The sequence below is a fragment of the Paucilactobacillus salsurae genome (genome assembly GCF_054784995.1).
On record NZ_BAAHWX010000002.1, the window covers coordinates 290,761 to 307,721 of the forward strand.

29 protein-coding genes are annotated in these 16,961 nt (G+C 38.2%); 28 read left to right on the top strand and 1 reads right to left on the bottom strand.

What is annotated here, in order from left to right:
* The first annotated feature begins 1 nt into the window (after position 1).
* The 27 genes from rplP to rpsI all read left to right on the top strand — a co-directional run bounded on the left by rplP (position 2) and on the right by rpsI (position 14,196).
* Complete coding sequence (gene rplP, locus ACYVQZ_RS03395; protein WP_461239983.1) at positions 2-436, top strand: 50S ribosomal protein L16; 435 nt, start codon at positions 2-4, stop codon at positions 434-436.
* Complete coding sequence (gene rpmC / locus ACYVQZ_RS03400) at positions 426-635, top strand: 50S ribosomal protein L29 (protein ID WP_461239984.1); 210 nt, start codon at positions 426-428, stop codon at positions 633-635. The genes rplP and rpmC overlap by 11 nt, the downstream gene beginning before the upstream one ends.
* 23 nt (positions 636-658) lie before the next feature.
* Complete coding sequence (gene rpsQ, locus ACYVQZ_RS03405) at positions 659-925, top strand: 30S ribosomal protein S17 (RefSeq protein WP_461239985.1); 267 nt, start codon at positions 659-661, stop codon at positions 923-925.
* Positions 926-977: 52 nt separating this feature from the next.
* Complete coding sequence (rplN, locus tag ACYVQZ_RS03410; protein WP_461239986.1) at positions 978-1,346, top strand: 50S ribosomal protein L14; 369 nt, start codon at positions 978-980, stop codon at positions 1,344-1,346.
* A gap of 35 nt (positions 1,347-1,381) precedes the next feature.
* Entirely contained in the window at positions 1,382-1,690 is a 309-nt protein-coding gene (gene rplX, locus ACYVQZ_RS03415; protein WP_461239987.1) for a 50S ribosomal protein L24, read from the top strand.
* A gap of 23 nt (positions 1,691-1,713) precedes the next feature.
* Positions 1,714-2,256: a 50S ribosomal protein L5 gene (gene rplE / locus ACYVQZ_RS03420; RefSeq protein ID WP_461239988.1), complete on the top strand. Its 543-nt coding sequence runs from the start codon at positions 1,714-1,716 to the stop codon at positions 2,254-2,256.
* Between the two features lie 14 nt (positions 2,257-2,270).
* Positions 2,271-2,456 (top strand): type Z 30S ribosomal protein S14, encoded by a 186-nt coding sequence (locus ACYVQZ_RS03425; RefSeq protein WP_461239989.1) that lies wholly within the window; start codon positions 2,271-2,273, stop codon positions 2,454-2,456.
* Between the two features lie 30 nt (positions 2,457-2,486).
* Positions 2,487-2,885: a 30S ribosomal protein S8 gene (gene rpsH, locus ACYVQZ_RS03430; RefSeq protein WP_461239990.1), complete on the top strand. Its 399-nt coding sequence runs from the start codon at positions 2,487-2,489 to the stop codon at positions 2,883-2,885.
* 31 nt (positions 2,886-2,916) lie between these two features.
* A complete protein-coding gene (gene rplF, locus ACYVQZ_RS03435) occupies positions 2,917-3,453 on the top strand; it encodes a 50S ribosomal protein L6 (protein WP_461239991.1) in 537 nt (178 codons plus the stop codon).
* Positions 3,454-3,481: 28 nt separating this feature from the next.
* Positions 3,482-3,847: a 50S ribosomal protein L18 gene (gene rplR, locus ACYVQZ_RS03440; RefSeq protein WP_461239992.1), complete on the top strand. Its 366-nt coding sequence runs from the start codon at positions 3,482-3,484 to the stop codon at positions 3,845-3,847.
* A 21-nt stretch (positions 3,848-3,868) separates the two neighbouring features.
* Entirely contained in the window at positions 3,869-4,369 is a 501-nt protein-coding gene (rpsE, locus tag ACYVQZ_RS03445; protein WP_461239993.1) for a 30S ribosomal protein S5, read from the top strand.
* A gap of 12 nt (positions 4,370-4,381) precedes the next feature.
* A complete protein-coding gene (rpmD, locus tag ACYVQZ_RS03450) occupies positions 4,382-4,564 on the top strand; it encodes a 50S ribosomal protein L30 (RefSeq protein ID WP_461239994.1) in 183 nt (60 codons plus the stop codon).
* Between the two features lie 29 nt (positions 4,565-4,593).
* Positions 4,594-5,028: a 50S ribosomal protein L15 gene (rplO, locus tag ACYVQZ_RS03455; RefSeq protein ID WP_461239995.1), complete on the top strand. Its 435-nt coding sequence runs from the start codon at positions 4,594-4,596 to the stop codon at positions 5,026-5,028.
* Entirely contained in the window at positions 5,028-6,326 is a 1,299-nt protein-coding gene (gene secY / locus ACYVQZ_RS03460; protein WP_461239996.1) for a preprotein translocase subunit SecY, read from the top strand. The genes rplO and secY overlap by 1 nt, the downstream gene beginning before the upstream one ends.
* Before the next feature lie 26 nt (positions 6,327-6,352).
* On the top strand, positions 6,353-7,003 hold the full coding sequence (locus ACYVQZ_RS03465; RefSeq protein ID WP_461240039.1) for an adenylate kinase: 651 nt from the start codon (positions 6,353-6,355) through the stop codon (positions 7,001-7,003).
* Between the two features lie 143 nt (positions 7,004-7,146).
* A complete protein-coding gene (gene infA / locus ACYVQZ_RS03470; RefSeq protein WP_461239997.1) occupies positions 7,147-7,365 on the top strand; it encodes a translation initiation factor IF-1 in 219 nt (72 codons plus the stop codon).
* A gap of 34 nt (positions 7,366-7,399) precedes the next feature.
* The gene (gene rpmJ, locus ACYVQZ_RS03475; RefSeq protein ID WP_010621648.1) at positions 7,400-7,519 is read left to right on the top strand and encodes a 50S ribosomal protein L36; all 120 of its coding nucleotides are present in this window, start codon (positions 7,400-7,402) and stop codon (positions 7,517-7,519) included.
* Between the two features lie 27 nt (positions 7,520-7,546).
* Positions 7,547-7,912, top strand: a complete 366-nt coding sequence (rpsM, locus tag ACYVQZ_RS03480) for a 30S ribosomal protein S13 (RefSeq protein WP_461239998.1) — start codon at positions 7,547-7,549, stop codon at positions 7,910-7,912.
* Positions 7,913-7,940: 28 nt separating this feature from the next.
* Positions 7,941-8,330, top strand: a complete 390-nt coding sequence (gene rpsK, locus ACYVQZ_RS03485) for a 30S ribosomal protein S11 (protein ID WP_461239999.1) — start codon at positions 7,941-7,943, stop codon at positions 8,328-8,330.
* An 89-nt stretch (positions 8,331-8,419) separates the two neighbouring features.
* Positions 8,420-9,364 carry a DNA-directed RNA polymerase subunit alpha gene (locus ACYVQZ_RS03490; protein ID WP_461240000.1) on the top strand — a complete coding sequence of 315 codons (945 nt, stop codon included), beginning with the start codon at positions 8,420-8,422 and terminating at the stop codon, positions 9,362-9,364.
* A 30-nt stretch (positions 9,365-9,394) separates the two neighbouring features.
* Positions 9,395-9,778, top strand: a complete 384-nt coding sequence (gene rplQ, locus ACYVQZ_RS03495) for a 50S ribosomal protein L17 (RefSeq protein WP_461240001.1) — start codon at positions 9,395-9,397, stop codon at positions 9,776-9,778.
* A gap of 213 nt (positions 9,779-9,991) precedes the next feature.
* Positions 9,992-10,834, top strand: a complete 843-nt coding sequence (locus tag ACYVQZ_RS03500) for an energy-coupling factor ABC transporter ATP-binding protein (protein ID WP_461240002.1) — start codon at positions 9,992-9,994, stop codon at positions 10,832-10,834.
* A complete protein-coding gene (locus ACYVQZ_RS03505; RefSeq protein ID WP_461240003.1) occupies positions 10,807-11,670 on the top strand; it encodes an energy-coupling factor transporter ATPase in 864 nt (287 codons plus the stop codon). Before ACYVQZ_RS03500 ends, ACYVQZ_RS03505 begins: the two co-directional genes overlap by 28 nt.
* Entirely contained in the window at positions 11,670-12,473 is an 804-nt protein-coding gene (locus ACYVQZ_RS03510; protein ID WP_461240004.1) for an energy-coupling factor transporter transmembrane component T family protein, read from the top strand. The genes ACYVQZ_RS03505 and ACYVQZ_RS03510 overlap by 1 nt, the downstream gene beginning before the upstream one ends.
* The gene (gene truA, locus ACYVQZ_RS03515) at positions 12,474-13,235 is read left to right on the top strand and encodes a tRNA pseudouridine(38-40) synthase TruA (protein WP_461240005.1); all 762 of its coding nucleotides are present in this window, start codon (positions 12,474-12,476) and stop codon (positions 13,233-13,235) included.
* A gap of 111 nt (positions 13,236-13,346) precedes the next feature.
* Positions 13,347-13,790, top strand: a complete 444-nt coding sequence (gene rplM / locus ACYVQZ_RS03520) for a 50S ribosomal protein L13 (RefSeq protein WP_461240006.1) — start codon at positions 13,347-13,349, stop codon at positions 13,788-13,790.
* A gap of 13 nt (positions 13,791-13,803) precedes the next feature.
* On the top strand, positions 13,804-14,196 hold the full coding sequence (gene rpsI / locus ACYVQZ_RS03525) for a 30S ribosomal protein S9 (RefSeq protein ID WP_461240007.1): 393 nt from the start codon (positions 13,804-13,806) through the stop codon (positions 14,194-14,196).
* A 65-nt stretch (positions 14,197-14,261) separates the two neighbouring features.
* Here rpsI and ACYVQZ_RS03530 read toward each other — a convergent pair whose 3' ends face one another.
* On the bottom strand, positions 14,262-15,668 hold the full coding sequence (locus ACYVQZ_RS03530; RefSeq protein ID WP_461240008.1) for an amino acid permease: 1,407 nt from the start codon (positions 15,666-15,668) through the stop codon (positions 14,262-14,264).
* Between the two features lie 207 nt (positions 15,669-15,875).
* On the opposite strand from ACYVQZ_RS03530, the gene ACYVQZ_RS03535 reads away from it, so the two are divergent.
* A complete protein-coding gene (locus tag ACYVQZ_RS03535) occupies positions 15,876-16,808 on the top strand; it encodes an alpha/beta hydrolase (RefSeq protein WP_461240009.1) in 933 nt (310 codons plus the stop codon).
* Positions 16,809-16,961: the final 153 nt, after the last annotated feature.

Genomic DNA, 16,961 nt, shown 5'->3' on the forward strand with positions numbered 1-16,961 from the left:
CATGCTAGTACCTAAACGAGTTAAGTTCCGTCGTGAACATCGTGGTCATATGCGTGGCGAAGCTAAAGGTGGCAAAACTGTCACATTCGGCGAATATGGTATTCAAGCGCTTGATTCGCATTGGATTTCAAACCGTCAAATTGAAGCTGCCCGTGTTGCTATGAACCGTTACATGAAGCGTGGTGGGAAAGTTTGGATTAAGATTTTCCCTCACAAATCATATACCGCAAAAGGTGTCGGTGTTCGTATGGGTAATGGGAAAGGTACTCCCGAAGGTTGGGTAGCACCTGTTAAGCGTGGCAAGGTAATGTTCGAAGTCGGTGGCGTTTCTGAAGAAGTCGCTCGCGAAGCATTGCGTTTAGCTAGTCACAAATTACCTGTCCGCACTAAGATCATAAAACGTGAGGAAGTAGGTGGGCAATCAAATGAAAACTAAAGATTTTGTTCAAGAATTGAACGGATTAACCACTGATGAAATGTTAACTAAAGAAAAAGAATTGAAAGAACAATTATTTAACTTACGTTTCCAATTGGCCACAGGTCAACTTGAAAATACAGCTAGCCTCAAGCAAGTTCGTAAAGATATTGCTCGAGTAAAAACTGTTCTTCGTCAACAAGAATTAAGTAACAAATAGAATACGAAAAGGAGGATTAACGCATGAGTGAAGACCGTAACGCTCGTAAAGTATATCAAGGCCGTGTTGTTTCAGACAAGATGGACAAAACCATTACTGTTATGATTGAAACATATAAAAACGATCCTATTTATAAAAAGCGAGTTAAGTACTCAAAGAAATTTTATGCGCATGATGAAAATAACGAAGCTAAAACTGGCGATATTGTTCAAATTATGGAAACTCGCCCGCTATCAGCAAAGAAGCGTTTCCGTTTAGTATCAATTGTTGAAAAAGCCGTTATTATCTAAATCATCACTTAAATTCGTATTCTGATTTGAAGATGGAAGGAGGACATTAACCGTGATTCAACAAGAAAGTCGGTTGAAAGTTGCTGATAACTCTGGTGCCCGCGAAATCTTAGTGATTAAGATTTTAGGTGGCTCACGTGTTAAAACAGGTAATATTGGTGACATTATTGTTGCTACTGTAAAACAAGCAACACCAGGTGGCGTTGTCAAAAAAGGTGACGTCGTTAAAGCTGTCGTTGTTAGAACTAAGACAGGTCTACGCCGTACAGACGGTTCATATATTAAATTTGATGAAAATGCCGCTGTACTTATTAAAGATGATAAGAGTCCGCAAGGAACACGTATCTTTGGCCCAATCGCTCGTGAACTACGTGATGATGACTTTATGAAGATCATTTCACTAGCTCCTGAAGTTCTATAATTTCATCTACATTAATAAGGAGGTGCACAGTCAACATGTTTTTAAAAACTGGTGATAAAGTTCGAGTAATCAGCGGAAAAGACAAAGGCAAAGAAGGCACAGTTAAGTCTACTATTGCTAAGGCTAATCGTGTGGTTGTCGAAGGTGTTAACGTGGTTAAGAAACATCAAAAGCCAAGTAACAAATACCCACAAGGTGGCGTAATCGACGAAGAAGCGCCAATTAATGCTTCTAACGTAATGCTACTTGATCCATCTACTAATGAACCAACAAGAGTCGGTTTTGAAGTTGTTGGTGGGAGCAAAGTACGAGTTGCTAAAAAGTCAGGTAAGACACTTAACTAATGAGAAAGGAGGAACAATATTTCATGGTAAATCGTTTAAAAGAAAAATACACTAGTGAAATCACACCTTCACTAATGGAAAAATTTAATTACACATCTATCATGCAAACACCTAAAATTGACAAAATTGTCTTGAACATGGGTGTTGGTGATGCAACGACAAATGCAAAGAACCTTGACGAAGCAGTTGCTGAATTAGCTTTAATTTCTGGTCAAAAGCCTTTAGTTACAAAAGCTAAGAAGTCAATTGCCGGTTTCCGTCTTCGTGGAGGCATGTCAATTGGTGCGAAGGTTACACTTCGTGGCGAAAGAATGTATGATTTCTTAGACAAATTAATTAATGTTTCTCTACCTCGTGTTCGTGATTTTCATGGTGTCAGCAGCAAAGCTTTTGACGGCCGTGGTAACTACACATTAGGTGTTAGAGAACAATTAATTTTCCCAGAAATTGATTATGATAATGTTAATCGTGTTCGTGGTTTAGATATCGTGATTGTTACAACTGCTGAATCAGATGAAGAATCACGTGAATTATTGGCACAATTAGGAATGCCATTTAATAAATAAGGAGGTTCCACACATTGGCAAAAAAATCACAAATTGCTAAAAACAAACGTCCCGCTAAGTTTTCAACACAAGCGTATACTCGTTGTGAACGTTGTGGACGTCCACATTCAGTCTATCAAAAATTCCATTTATGCCGGATTTGCTTACGCGAACTTGCCTACAAAGGTCAAATTCCTGGTATGAAGAAGGCCAGCTGGTAAAAAATTCGACAAAAAGGAGGATAAACATCAATGTCTATGAGTGATCCAATTGCAGATTTTCTAACTCGTATTCGTAATGCGAACATGGTTCGTCACGAATCATTAGAAGTACCTGCTTCAAAAATGAAAAAAGACATTGCTGAAATCTTAAAAAATGAAGGTTTCGTACGCGATGTTGAATATATTGATGATGATAAACAAGGCATCATTCGTGTCTTTTTGAAATATGGCAAAGACAATCAACGTGTTATTACTGGTTTGAAGAGAATTTCAAAGCCCGGTTTACGTTCATATGTTAAAGCTGATGCTGTTCCTAAGGTTTTAAATGGATTAGGAATTGCAATCATCTCAACATCACAAGGTGTTGTTACTGATAAAGAAGCACGATCAAAGAAAATCGGTGGCGAAGTACTCGCTTACGTTTGGTAAACAATAAGTAAAAAAAGGAGGTGCACAAACATTGAGTCGTATTGGTTATAAAGTTGTTGAATTGCCAGCAGGCGTTGAAGTTAAACGCGACGGTGACGATGTCACAGTTAAAGGACCAAAGGGTTCATTAACAAGAACTTTTTCTCCAGTTATCACAATGAATGTTGATGGTAATGAAGTTAAGTTTGATCGTCCAGACAACAATAATAAGACGCGTGCATTACATGGTACAATGCGTGCTAACTTCAACAACATGGTTGAAGGTGTTGTTAATGGTTTTTCAAAGACACTAAAATTAGTTGGTGTTGGTTATCGTGCACAATTAAAGGGTAAAAAACTTGTTCTTTCAGTTGGATACTCACATCCAGTTGAATTTGATACTCCAGAAGGTTTAGCTCTTGAAGTACCTGATAATACAACAATTAAGATCAGTGGTATTAGTAAGCAGGAAGTCGGTGACTTAGCTGCTGAAATTCGTGCTGTTCGTTCACCAGAACCTTACAAAGGTAAAGGTATTCGTTACGAGGATGAATATGTTCGTCGTAAGGAAGGTAAGACTGGTAAATAATCATTAAAAGATTAAATTAAATAAAGAGGTGACTGTTGTGATTTCAAAACCAGATAAGAATAAAGTTCGCCAACGCCGTCATATGCGTGTTCGCGGAAAGATTTCTGGTACTGCTGAGCGCCCACGCTTAAATGTTTATCGTTCAAACAAAAACATCTATGCTCAATTAATTGATGACGTAGAGGGTGTGACGCTCGCAAGTGCCTCCACATTAGACAGTGAAGTTAGTGGAAATAATAAAACAGAACGTGCTGCAGGTGTTGGTGCGTTAGTTGCAAAACGTGCTAATGAAAAGAAGATTACTGAAGTTGTATTTGATCGTGGTGGCTATTTGTATCATGGTCGTGTACAAGCTTTGGCTGAAGCTGCACGTGAAAATGGACTTAAATTTTAGGAAAAGGAGGAATATTTTACAATGGCATTTATTGACCCATCAAAGTTAGATCTTGAAGATAATGTTGTTGCCATCAACCGAATTACAAAGGTTGTTAAAGGTGGACGTCGTCTACGTTTTGCTGCTTTGGTAGTTGTTGGTGATAAGAATGGTCATGTTGGTTTCGGTACTGGTAAAGCTCAAGAAGTTCCAGAAGCTATTCGCAAGGCTGTTGAAGATGCTAAGAAGAATTTGGTTGCTGTTCCAGTTGTTGGAACAACCATTCCTCATGAAGTCATTGGAGTATACGGTGGCGGAAGAATTATGTTGAAACCTGCTGTTGAAGGTTCTGGAGTTGCTGCCGGTGGTGCAGTTCGTTCAGTCATGGAATTAGCAGGAATCGCTGATGTTACTTCAAAGCGTCTTGGATCAAATACACCCGTAAACGTTGTTCGTGCAACATTCGAAGGCTTAAAAGCATTAAAGAGTGCAGAAGAAGTTGCCGCATTACGTGGGGTTTCTGTAGAACATTTAGCACAATAGGAGGACTAGGTAATGGCTCAAGTAAAAATTACTTTAATTCATAGCGCTGCTCACCGTCTTCCTGCACAACGTGCCATTGTTAAAGCACTTGGACTCGGACGTGTGAATAGTTCTGTTGTAAAACCTGATAACGAAGCAACACGTGGTGCAATTTTTAAAATTGCTCACTTAGTATCAGTCGAAGAAGTTAAATAATACATTATACTAAGGAGGTGCCAATCTAAATGAAACTACATGAATTACAACCTGCAGAAGGTTCTCGTTCAGTACGTATGCGACGCGGTCGTGGTACGTCAGCCGGTAATGGTAAAACTGCTGGTCGTGGTCAAAAAGGTCAAAAGGCCCGTGGTAAAACACGTCTAGGATTTGAAGGTGGCCAAATGCCATTGTACCGTCGAATTCCAAAACGCGGATTTACAAACATTAACCGTAAAGAATTTGCAGTCGTAAATTTGTCAGTTCTTGATCAATTTGACGATGGCAGCGAAGTAACACCTACTCAATTAGTTGAAAAGGGCATTGTTAAAAACGAAAAAAGTGGTGTTAAAATTCTTGGTAATGGTGAATTGACTAAGAAGTTAACTGTTAAGGCAAATAAGTTTTCAGCTTCAGCTACAAAAGCTATTGAAGCTGCAGGTGGTAAAACTGAGGTGATCTAATGTTCACAACTATCAAAAATGCATTCAAGGTTAAAGATATCCGTAAAAAGATACTATTTACTTTGTTTGTTTTGATCGTGTACCGACTTGGTGCATATATCACCGTCCCCGGCATTAACGCCGCTGCATTACAAGAAATATCTTCAACTGGACTAGCTTCTATACTGAATACATTCAGTGGGGGCGGTCTTGAGAATTATTCCTTATTTGCAATGGGTGTTTCTCCATATATCACGGCTCAAATTGTGGTGCAATTGTTACAAATGGATATTGTGCCTAAGTTTGTTGAGTGGGGGAAACAAGGAGACGTTGGTAGAAGAAAACTGAATCAAGCGACCCGTTGGCTTACAATCGTTTTAGGATTTATCCAATCAATTGGTATTACGGCTGGTTTTAATGCGTTAAGCACGTTGAAGTTAGTTAATAATCCTGGTTGGAAAACTTATATAATGATTGGTGTCATTTTAACAGCTGGTACCATGATGGCTACATGGATGGGTGATATGATTACTGAAAAAGGTCTTGGGAACGGTGTTTCTGTTCTGATCTTCGCCGGTATTATTGCTAGAATGCCTTCGGGTATTCACCAATTGTGGTCAGATCAAATAACTGGTGCTAGTGGTAGCGAGTTATGGATGGGTATTGGATTCATTGCTCTAATAGTCGTTGCACTATTGATTATTGTGGCGTTTGTTACCTGGGTACAGCAAGCCGAACGACGTTTGCAAATTCAATACACTCGCCGTACAAGTGCTGCACCAGAAAGCAGTTATCTTCCATTGAAGATTAACGTTGCTGGTGTTATCCCTGTTATTTTTGCTGGATCGTTTGTCTCAACCCCACAAACTATTTTGATGGCTTTCCAACGAAGTCACGGAGCAGATCATTGGTACCAGGTCATGACTAATATCTTTAATATGCAGACCATCCCAGGTACTTCACTTTATATTTTATTGATAGTTCTGTTTACTTTCTTCTATGCTTTCGTTCAAGTCAATCCAGAAAAACTTTCTGAAAATTTGCAAAAGCAAGGAAGTTACATTCCAGGTGTTTGGCCTGGTAAAGGTACACAGAAATTTATTTCTTCACTATTAATGAGATTAAGTACTGTGGGATCACTTTTCCTAGGATTTATTTCGCTTATTCCATTATTGGCAAGTAACATTTGGAACTTAAGTCAATCTATCGGTTTAGGTGGGACAAGTCTTTTGATTGTTGTCCAAATTGCATTGGACGTTATGCGTCAACTTAATGGATTGATGATGAAACGCGAATATGTCGGATTTATCAGAGAATAAACTTAGGGGGATAAAACGTGAGTACAATGAATTTGATCCTAATGGGTCTTCCAGGTGCTGGTAAAGGAACACAAGCACAAAAAATTGTTGAAGAATTTGATATTCCACACATTTCTACTGGTGATATTTTTCGTGCAGCTATGAAAAATGAAACACCAATGGGATTGGAAGCAAAGAAATTTATCGACAAAGGTGATCTTGTTCCTGATGAAGTTACCAATGGAATTGTTGAAGAACGATTAGCAAATGAAGACACAAAGTCAGGATTTATGCTAGATGGGTTTCCTCGTAATCTAACACAGGCTGAAGCTCTTGATAAAATGTTGAAAAACACAAATCGCAAGATTGATGCAGTGTTAAATATTCATGTTGAGCCAAGTGTTCTAATTGAACGTTTAACAGGACGTTACATTTGTAGAAATTGCGGTGCCACATATCACAAGATCTATAACCCAACTAAGGTTGAAGGTACCTGTGATGTGTGTGGCGGTCATGAGTTTTACCAGCGTGAAGATGATAAACCAGAAACTGTTAAAAACAGACTGGATGTTAATATTAAGATGAACACACCACTAGTTGATTATTATCAAAAAGCAAATGTTCTTCACACCATTGATGGTGATCAAGATATTGATAAAGTTTATCAAGAAGTTCGAAAAGTTTTGACATCACTATAGGCAACAAACGCTTGTCTTGCATTGATATAATGATTATGGTAAACTATTCCAGGTTTAGCTTAATTAAATATCGAGCAGGTGGAAGACTTTTCCACCGTTTTTATGTCACTTTTCTATGAATTTCACAAAGGAGGAACTTATCAGTGGCAAAAGATGATGTCATTGAAATTGAAGGTAAAGTTGTTGAAACTTTACCCAATGCAATGTTTAAAGTGGAACTTGAAAATGGACATGAGATTTTAGCTCACGTTTCAGGCAAAATTCGAATGCACTACATTAAAATTTTACCTGGTGATCGTGTAACTGTTGAAATGTCACCTTATGACCTTTCCAAGGGCCGAATAACGTACCGTTTTAAGTAATTATTGATTATAACTTTCTAGGAGGGTTATTCAAATGAAAGTAAGACCATCAGTAAAGCCAATGTGTGAACACTGCAAAGTGATCAAACGTAATGGCCGTGTTATGGTGATTTGCTCTGCAAATCCAAAGCACAAACAACGTCAAGGTAAATAATATAAAAGAATGGAGGTGTAGTGACTAATGGCTCGTATTGCAGGTGTGGATTTACCCCGTGATAAGCGAATTGTCATCGGATTAACATACATTTTTGGAATTGGAAATACTAGTGCACAAAAGATTTTGGCCGAAGCAGGCGTATCTGAAGATATTCGTGTACGTGATTTAACACCAGACCAAGAAGATAAAGTTCGTGCAGCTGTTGACAACTATAAAGTTGAAGGTGATCTTCGTCGTGAAGTATCATTAAACATCAAACGGTTGCAAGAAATTGGTTCTTATCGTGGCATGCGTCATCGTCGTGGTTTACCAGTTCGTGGACAACATACTAAAAACAATGCTCGTACTCGTAAGGGTAAAGCAGTTTCCGTTGCCGGAAAGAAAAAATAAATTATAGAAAAGGAGGTAAGTAATTTTTATGGCTACAAGAAAAGGAACTCGTAAGCGTCGAGTTAAAAAGAATATCGAGTCAGGTGTGGCACACATCCATTCGACATTTAACAATACATTAGTAATGATCACTGACATGCAAGGAAATGCTGTGGCTTGGTCATCTGCTGGTTCACTAGGTTTTAAAGGAAGTCGTAAGTCAACCCCATTTGCTGCTCAATTAGCTTCAGAAGCTGCTGCTAAGGCATCAATGGAACATGGAATGAAGACTGTTGAAGTTGCAGTTAAAGGACCTGGTTCTGGTCGTGAAGCTGCTATTCGTGCACTTCAAACAACTGGACTAGAAGTCAGCGCTATTCGTGATGTGACACCAGTACCTCATAACGGTTCTCGTCCTCCAAAGCGTCGTCGTGTTTAATTCAGTGCATTCCTCGTGGAGAAGTTCTTCATACTAATGTAATTTCGTATTAATAACGAACCACGTTTTGAAAGGGGTAAAAAATTAGAATGATCGAATTTGAGAAACCAAACATTCATAAAGTTGAAGAAAGTAACAACTATGGCAAATTTGTCGTAGAACCACTTGAACGTGGATATGGAACGACACTCGGAAATTCTTTACGTCGTGTGTTGCTTGCATCACTTCCGGGTGCTGCAATTACAAGTATTCAAATTGATGGAGTTTTGCATGAATTTTCAACTGTGGAAGGCGTTACAGAAGACGTTACCCAAGTTATCTTGAATATGAAGCAAGTATCTTTAAAAATTGATTCAGATGAAGATAAAACAATGGAAATTGATGTCAAAGGGCCTGCTGAAGTTACCGCAGGTGATATTCAAACTGATGGCGACGTTACCGTTTTAAATCCAGACTTGCACATTGCAACTGTTGCTGATGGTGCAGAATTGCATATTCAAATGACCGCCAATAAAGGTCGTGGTTATGTATCTGCTGATGATAACAAAGCTGTCATGGATGATTTACCAATTGGTGTTTTACCAGTTGATTCCATCTATACCCCAATTGAACGCGTAAACTACACAGTTGAGAATGCACGTGTTGGGCAACGAAATGATTATGATAAACTGACACTTGATGTTTGGTCAGATGGCTCAATTACACCTAGTGAATCAGTTAGTTTAGCTGCTAAAATTTTAACTGAGCATTTATCAATGTTTGTTGAATTAACAGATACTGCTAAAAATGCTGAGATCATGGTCGAAAAAGAAGAAACGCATAAAGAAAAAATGTTAGAAATGACAATCGAAGAATTAGATTTGTCAGTTCGATCATATAACTGTCTTAAGCGTGCGGGCATCAATACTGTCCAAGAATTAACTGATCGATCAGAAGCTGATATGATGAAGGTTCGTAACTTAGGCCGCAAGTCATTGGATGAAGTTAAAGCTAAATTAATCGACTTAGGTTTATCACTTCGTAAAGAAGACTAGAATTTAAGTAAAAAGGAGGGTACTAAGTTCATGAGTTACCGTAAATTAGGACGTACAAGTTCACAACGTAAAGCTTTATTACGTGATTTAACAACTGATTTGATCGTTAACGGTCGAATCGAAACTACTGAAGCTCGTGCTAAAGAAGTACGAAAAACAGCAGACCAAATGATCACTTTGGGTAAGCGTGGCGATTTACACGCCCGTCGCCAAGCCGCTTCATTTATTCGCAATGTTGTTGCTGATGTTAAGGAAGATGGAGATAATATCCGTGTTCAATCAGCACTTCAAAACCTATTTGAAGAATTGGCACCTAAATTTGCTGATCGTAATGGTGGTTATACACGCATTATGAAAACAATGCCTCGTCGTGGAGACGGTGCACAAATGGTTATTTTGGAATTTGTTGATTAGTTTTTAAATCAATGTAATAAAGAATCACTATGATAATGGTATAAAACGTAACGATGGTGAGATTTTTATAATCTCTAGTCTAGTTTGAATGCGACAACAGTCGTGCACTATTATTGTAAGTGATTTTTTTTTGCCAAAAATTAGGTCTAGTTCACTATTTGTCTTAACGCAGATATGGTATTATTACACTATTGCAAGAAAGGGTTCGTTAAAATGAAATCGATTCTGATTGATATCAAAGATTTAACATTTACATATAAAGATGCACCTAAGGCAGCTTTAAAAAAAGTTTCATTGTCAATTGAATCAGGTAGTTGGACTGCTATTGTTGGGCATAATGGTAGCGGGAAAAGTACATTAGCACGTGCAATAGACGGTTTAATCGCTGCAGATAGTGGACAGATAACAGTTGACGGTTTGGAGCTAAGTGAGCAGACAGTTTGGGATATTCGCGAAAAAATTGGATTGGTTTTTCAAAATCCAGATAATCAATTTGTTGGCGCAACAGTGGCTGATGATGTGGCTTTTGGACTTGAAAATCAACAAATTCCCCGTGAAGAAATGGTTGAGCGAGTGCAATCAGCACTTGAAACTGTGGGGATGCAAAACTTTGCAAATCGCGAACCTTCGTCATTATCCGGTGGACAAAAACAAAGAGTAGCTTTGGCAGGCGCAATTGCCTTAAAACCAGAAATATTAATTCTTGATGAAGCCACTAGTATGTTGGATCCAGAAGGGCGGGCCATGGTTTTAGATGTGCTACAGAAACTGAAAGAGCAAACACAGTTAACAATTATTTCAATTACTCATGATATTGAAGAAGCTGCGCTAGCTGAACAAATAGTTGTGCTAAACAATGGTGAAATTATTGCACAAGATCAACCGGAATTAATTTTTTCGCAAGGCAATAATCTAAAAAAATGGGGACTCAATCCGCCTTATGCTCAGCAACTAAAAAACGAGCTTGAGCGTGATGGTTTGAAATTTCCAGATGAGTATATGACTAATGAACGGATGGTAGAATGGTTATGGCAACAATTGAATTCAAAAATCTAAATTTTGTCTATCAAGAAAATACGCCTTTTGCCTTTCAGGCTTTAACAGACGTTAATTTGAAAATAACTGATGGATCTTACACAGCCATCATTGGCCATACAGGAAGCGGTAAATCAACGCTTATTCAGCAAATGGATGGCTTGTTACAACCTACCTCAGGTTCGATGACAGTTGATGATATTAATATAGATTCACAAAGCAGCTCTAAAGAACTAGCTCAATTAAGAAAACATATCGGCATTGTTTTTCAATTTCCAGAAAGTCAGTTATTTGAAGAAACAGTTATTCAAGATGTTTCGTTTGGACCTAAAAATATCGGATTTGATGATGATCAAGCATTAAGTGCAGCTAGAAACGCTCTACGGCTAGTAGGATTAGATAGTTCGTTTGAAGCACAATCGCCATTTGAATTATCTGGCGGTCAAATGCGCCGAGTTGCAATTGCTGGTGTATTAGCCATGCAACCTACAACGTTGATATTAGATGAACCTACAGCTGGGCTTGATCCAACTGGACAAGAAGAAATGATGACGTTGTTTAATGCATTACATCAAACACAAAACATGACGATTATTTTAGTGACCCATCAAATGGAAGATGCTGCTAAATACGCTGATCAAGTAGTGGTTATGAATCAAGGCAAAATTGTCGCCACTGATCAACCTGAAAAAATTTTCGCCAATCAACAACTACTAAAAGAAAATCATCTAGATGTTCCAAAGACAACAATGTTTGCACAAGCTTTGTCTGACAAAGGTTTTCAATTTGAGCCATTTCCGTTAACTGTACAGCAATTGGCAACACAAATTATGCAACAAATAGGGGAGGCCAAATAATGTTTACAAAAGTATTATTCGGTCGCTATGTCCCAACTAACTCATTAATTCATAAAATGGATCCTCGCAATAAACTGAGTTTGAGTATTTTATTTATTATTCTTATTTTTTTTGCAAATAATTGGCAAACGTACCTGTTATTAACGTTGGTCACTATTGCGAGCATTTTATTAACCAGAGTTAGTTTGAAGTTTTTTTGGGATGGTGTTCGACCATTAATTTGGATTATTCTATTTACTGTTCTGCTACAAATTATTTTTAGCTCAGGTGGTCATGTTTATTGGCACTGGGGTATTTTAAGCATCACGCAATTTGGTTTAAAAAATGGACTATTCATTTTTATTAGGTTTGTTTTAATCATTTGTATTTCAACGGTCCTCACGCTGACAACACAGCCGTTAATGATTGCTGATGCGGTGGAATATCTGTTAGCGCCCTTGAAAAAAGTAAAGGTGCCAGTTGCTCAATTAGCCTTAATGTTGTCAATTGCGCTCCGATTTGTACCAACACTACTTGATGAAACTCAAAAAATTATGAATTCACAACGGGCGCGGGGCGTTGATTTTGCCTCTGGTGGGTTGATTAAACGTATTAAATCAGTGATTCCAATCATGATTCCGCTGTTTATTAGTGCTTTTAAACGAGCTGAAGATTTAGCGACTGCAATGGAAGCCAGAGGCTATCGAGATAGTGATCAAAGGACCAAATATCGCATTTTACAGTGGCATCGTCGTGATACGATTGCCGTTAGTGTGTTTGTAGTGATTGTCGTTCTATTATTTATATTAAGAGTGGTTAGTTAAATGTATCGTTACAAAATTGAATTTGCATACGACGGAACCAATTTTGCTGGTTTTCAAGTTCAACCGCATGAAAGAACTGTAGAACAGGCTTTGGAAAATGCCGTCAATAAAATTGCCAAAAAACCAAATCCGCCCATTTCTGTAGTGGCTTCAGGAAGAACTGATGCTGGGGTACATGCACTGGCTCAGGTCGCTCATTTTGATTTACCCTATCAAATGGGCGATGATTCATTACGCAGAGCTTTGAACAGTATCTTGCCACTCGATATTCTAGTGAATCAGGCTTGTCGGGTTGCTCCTGATTTTCATGCCCGCTTTAATGCTCATCATAAATTGTATCGCTATCGGGTTTCACAAGGCGAATTTGTGAATCCTTTTAAACGCAATTATACGGGGCACTTTAAATATTCGTTGAACCTGCCACTGATGCAACAGGCAATCCAAGATTTAGTTGGTGAACATGATTTCACTAGTTTTGTCGCCTCAGGTAGTCAAACAAAGACTAACGTCCGCACGATATACACTGCTAAGGTTGTGGAAGACAAAATAAATCATGAAATTATTTTTGAGTTTGAAGGTAGTGGCTTTTTATATAATCAAGTTCGAATTATGGTAGCCGTTTTGTTAGAAATTGGGTCAGAAAAACGCCCTGTTGACGATATTCCCAAAGTTTTGCGTGCAAAAGATCGGTCGCGAGCAAGAGGTACTGCACCAGCTAGTGGATTATATCTTGTAAAAGTCAGCTATGACGACAAAAATTGATTGACGCGTGACCAAAATTAAAGTAAACTAGTCGTTGGTTATTCTTTTCTAGTTTATAAGCCCCGGAAACTTATAAAATTAAAGAAACTCAGAAAAATGGAGGAAATGATTTTGAGAACAACTTATTTAGCAAAACCAGGCGAAGTTGATCGCAAATGGTACATTGTTGACGCAACTGATGTACCAATGGGTCGCCTTTCGACGGTTGTAGCCTCAATTTTACGTGGTAAAAATAAACCTACTTACACCCCTAATGTGGATACGGGTGATAATGTAATTGTGATTAATGCAGCTCAAGTTAAATTAACAGGTAATAAGGCAAGCCAAAAAATGTACTATCGTCACTCAAATTATCCTGGCGGTTTGAAGCAAAACTCTGCTGGTAACTTACGTGCAACAAATCCTGACAAATTGATTGAACTATCTGTAAAGGGAATGCTTCCTCATACAACTTTAGGTCGTCAAATGGGAATGAAGTTACATGTTTATGCTGATGCAAATCACAAACATGAAGCACAAAAACCAGAAGTATTAGACATTACAAACTTAATTTAAGGAGGAAACTGATTTGGCTCAAGTACAATATATTGGTACAGGACGTCGTAAGAACTCAGTGGCACGTGTTCGTTTAGTACCAGGTTCAGGTAAAATTACTATGAACGGTAAATCAATCGAAGACTATATTCCATTTGCAAACTTACGCGAAGTTGTATTACAACCATTTGGAGCAACAGAAACAACTGGTAACTATGATGTTTTAGTTAACGTCAATGGTGGAGGTTTTTCTGGTCAAGCTGGCGCAACTCGTCATGGAATTGCCCGTGCTTTGCTTAACGTCGACCCAGATTTCCGTGGACCTTTGAAGCGTGCAGGTTTATTAACTCGTGACGCTCGTATGAAGGAACGTAAGAAACCAGGTCTTAAGAAAGCTCGTAAGGCTTCACAATTCTCAAAACGTTAATATATATTTTATATATCGATATTTTAAAAGAACTCCCTTTAAAAGGAAGTTCTTTTTTTGTGATCTTAAAGATTTTGTCGTGCCTTACTATGACGATAACCATAACAGAAGTAAATAACGAGCCCAATGACAAGCCAAATGAAGAATGCAATCCAGGTAAATAATTTTAGTTCCAGCATAAGAATGACACAGAGAATAAATGAGATAATTGGTAGCACTGGGTAGAAGGGAACATGGAACGCGGAATCAAGTTTGCTAAACTGTGGATCACGACGAAGAAAGACAATCCCGATTGAAACCATCGCAAAAGCAAAGAGTGTTCCAATATTGACTAATTCAGTAATTTTATCGATTGGAATAATACAAGCAAAGAAGCTACCAACAATACCAAAAATCCAAGTATTTAATACAGGAGAGTGTGTCTTAGGTGCTAACTTGCTAAAGACTTCTGGAAGCAAACCATCACGACTAATAGCAAAGACCAGCCGCGTGCCACCATATAGAAACACAATTAAAACTGTGGTCATTCCAATAACGGCACCTAACGAAACAATGCCAGAAATCCAATCTTGATGAATAAAGTGCAAGGCAAAGGCAACTGGATCAGCAACGTTTAGTTTTGTATATTTCACAATGCCGACCAATACAGCTGATAATGCAATATACAGGGCGGTTGCTAGGAGTAATGAACCAATAATGCCAATCGGCACGTTCTTTTGTGGATTCTTAACTTCTTCAGAAGCAGTTGAAACGGCATCAAAGCCAATATAGGCGTAGAATGCGACGGCGGCACCTGAAACAACGCCCTTCATTCCAAAGGGTAAAAACGGGCTATAATTGGCTGGTTTAACGTAAAGGACACCAACAACAATAAATAGAATAATCACAATAATTTTTAAAATTACCATGATGGCATTAACACGAGCAGATTCACGAATTCCACCCACTAACAGTGCTGAAATAATCATAATGATTACGAACGCAGGTAAATCAAAAATTGCACCTGGCTTTCCTGCAGTGCCGTATGCGGCGGTTAATGCTACAGGCATATGAATATTGAGACCTGTCAGAATGTTTTGAAAGTAGGCAGACCAACTGGCTGCAACTGCAGAAACGGAGAATAGATATTCTGAAACAAGTGCCCAGCCGAGCACCCAGGCAATTAATTCACCAAAAACAGCGTAAATATATGTATAGGCACTCCCAGCTAACGGAATAGTTGAAGAAAATTCTGAGTAGCATAACGCTGCGAATGAACATACGACGGCGGCCAACACGAACGCGAGCATGGCGCCTGGGCCCGTATACTTTGCCGCAATAATACCTGGCGTAATAAATATCCCGGCGCCCACAATTGCGCCAACGCCCATCGTAATCAGGCTAAAGGCGGTCAAAGATTTTTCAAGACCCGTTTTTTTATAGAGATCAGTAGCTATGTTTTTTCGAACGAATAGATGATGTTTATTTGTCATTATGTATTACCTTCTAATTAAATTATCATTTAATTTTAATTTTAACACTTGTCTGTGTCAATAATGCACTATTAAACAAATTAGTCAAAAGAGATGAGATTTGCCAAAGAATCAATGGCGACAAGCAAAAAAACTTGTGATTGCTCAGGAGGCGTGTAAAATAAAGCAATGAGTTAATATTTTTTATAAGCATAAGGAATTGATAGAATGGAAAAGAAAACAGCATTAGGTATCTTAGCACCACTGGCATTAGCGGCAGGAACAGTTGGTGCCTCAGAAAAGTTATATCAATTTGCATTTAAACGAGTCGATAAAGTGCCAGAAACTTCTGCAGATAAACAAAAATATGCACAAGCTTATTTTGATTATGTTAAATGGTTAAACGATCAAAAAACCTATACATGGAAGTTAAATCAGACGGTTGACGACAAACACTTGAATGCGACGTATCTACCGGCAAAAGCCAAAACAAATCGAAGCGTCATCATTGCTCATGGTTATAAGGGTAACGGCGAAACAATGGCTAACTATGCCAAAATGTTTCATCAATTAGGATTTAACGTTTTGTTGCCAGATGATCGTGGTCACGGTCAATCGGCGGGAAAGTATATTTCGTTTGGTTGGTTAGATCGCCTTGATTATTTAAAATGGATTAAACTATTAATCACACGACTAGGGGTCGACTCACAAATTGTTTTGTTTGGTGTTTCAATGGGCGGTGCCACGGTTGAGATGTTGAGTGGGGAAAAGCTACCTTACCAAGTGAAATGTTTGATTGCTGATTGCGGCTATTCCGATATCATTGATGAATTGAGCTATCTTCTAAAACGAACATTTCATTTGCCCAAGTATCCGTTTGTATCGACTGTGAGTTTATTGAATCAATACAGACAAGGATTTCAACTAAGACAGGCCTCATCAGTTGATCAATTAAAAAAGAATCATTTACCCATCTTTTTTATTCATGGACAAGAAGACGTCTATGTGCCAGTTGAGATGATTGAAGAAAATTATCAGGCCACTCAGGGTCCAAAAGAAAAATGGATTGTGCCAACAGCAACGCATGCTGAAAGTTTTTGGGTGAATCCCAAGGAATATCAACGACGCATTGCATCATTTACCAATAAATACACGGACTAAACGTTATCATTATCACAATGGTAACGTTTTCTTAAGTTATTATTAAGTTCAATTTCTATGCGCTAAAGCTTGTTGTAATACCATTATTAGCTATAAATGATGATTTTATGATTATGTTGAAAAGTTATCAAATATTGATACAGCACTATTTTA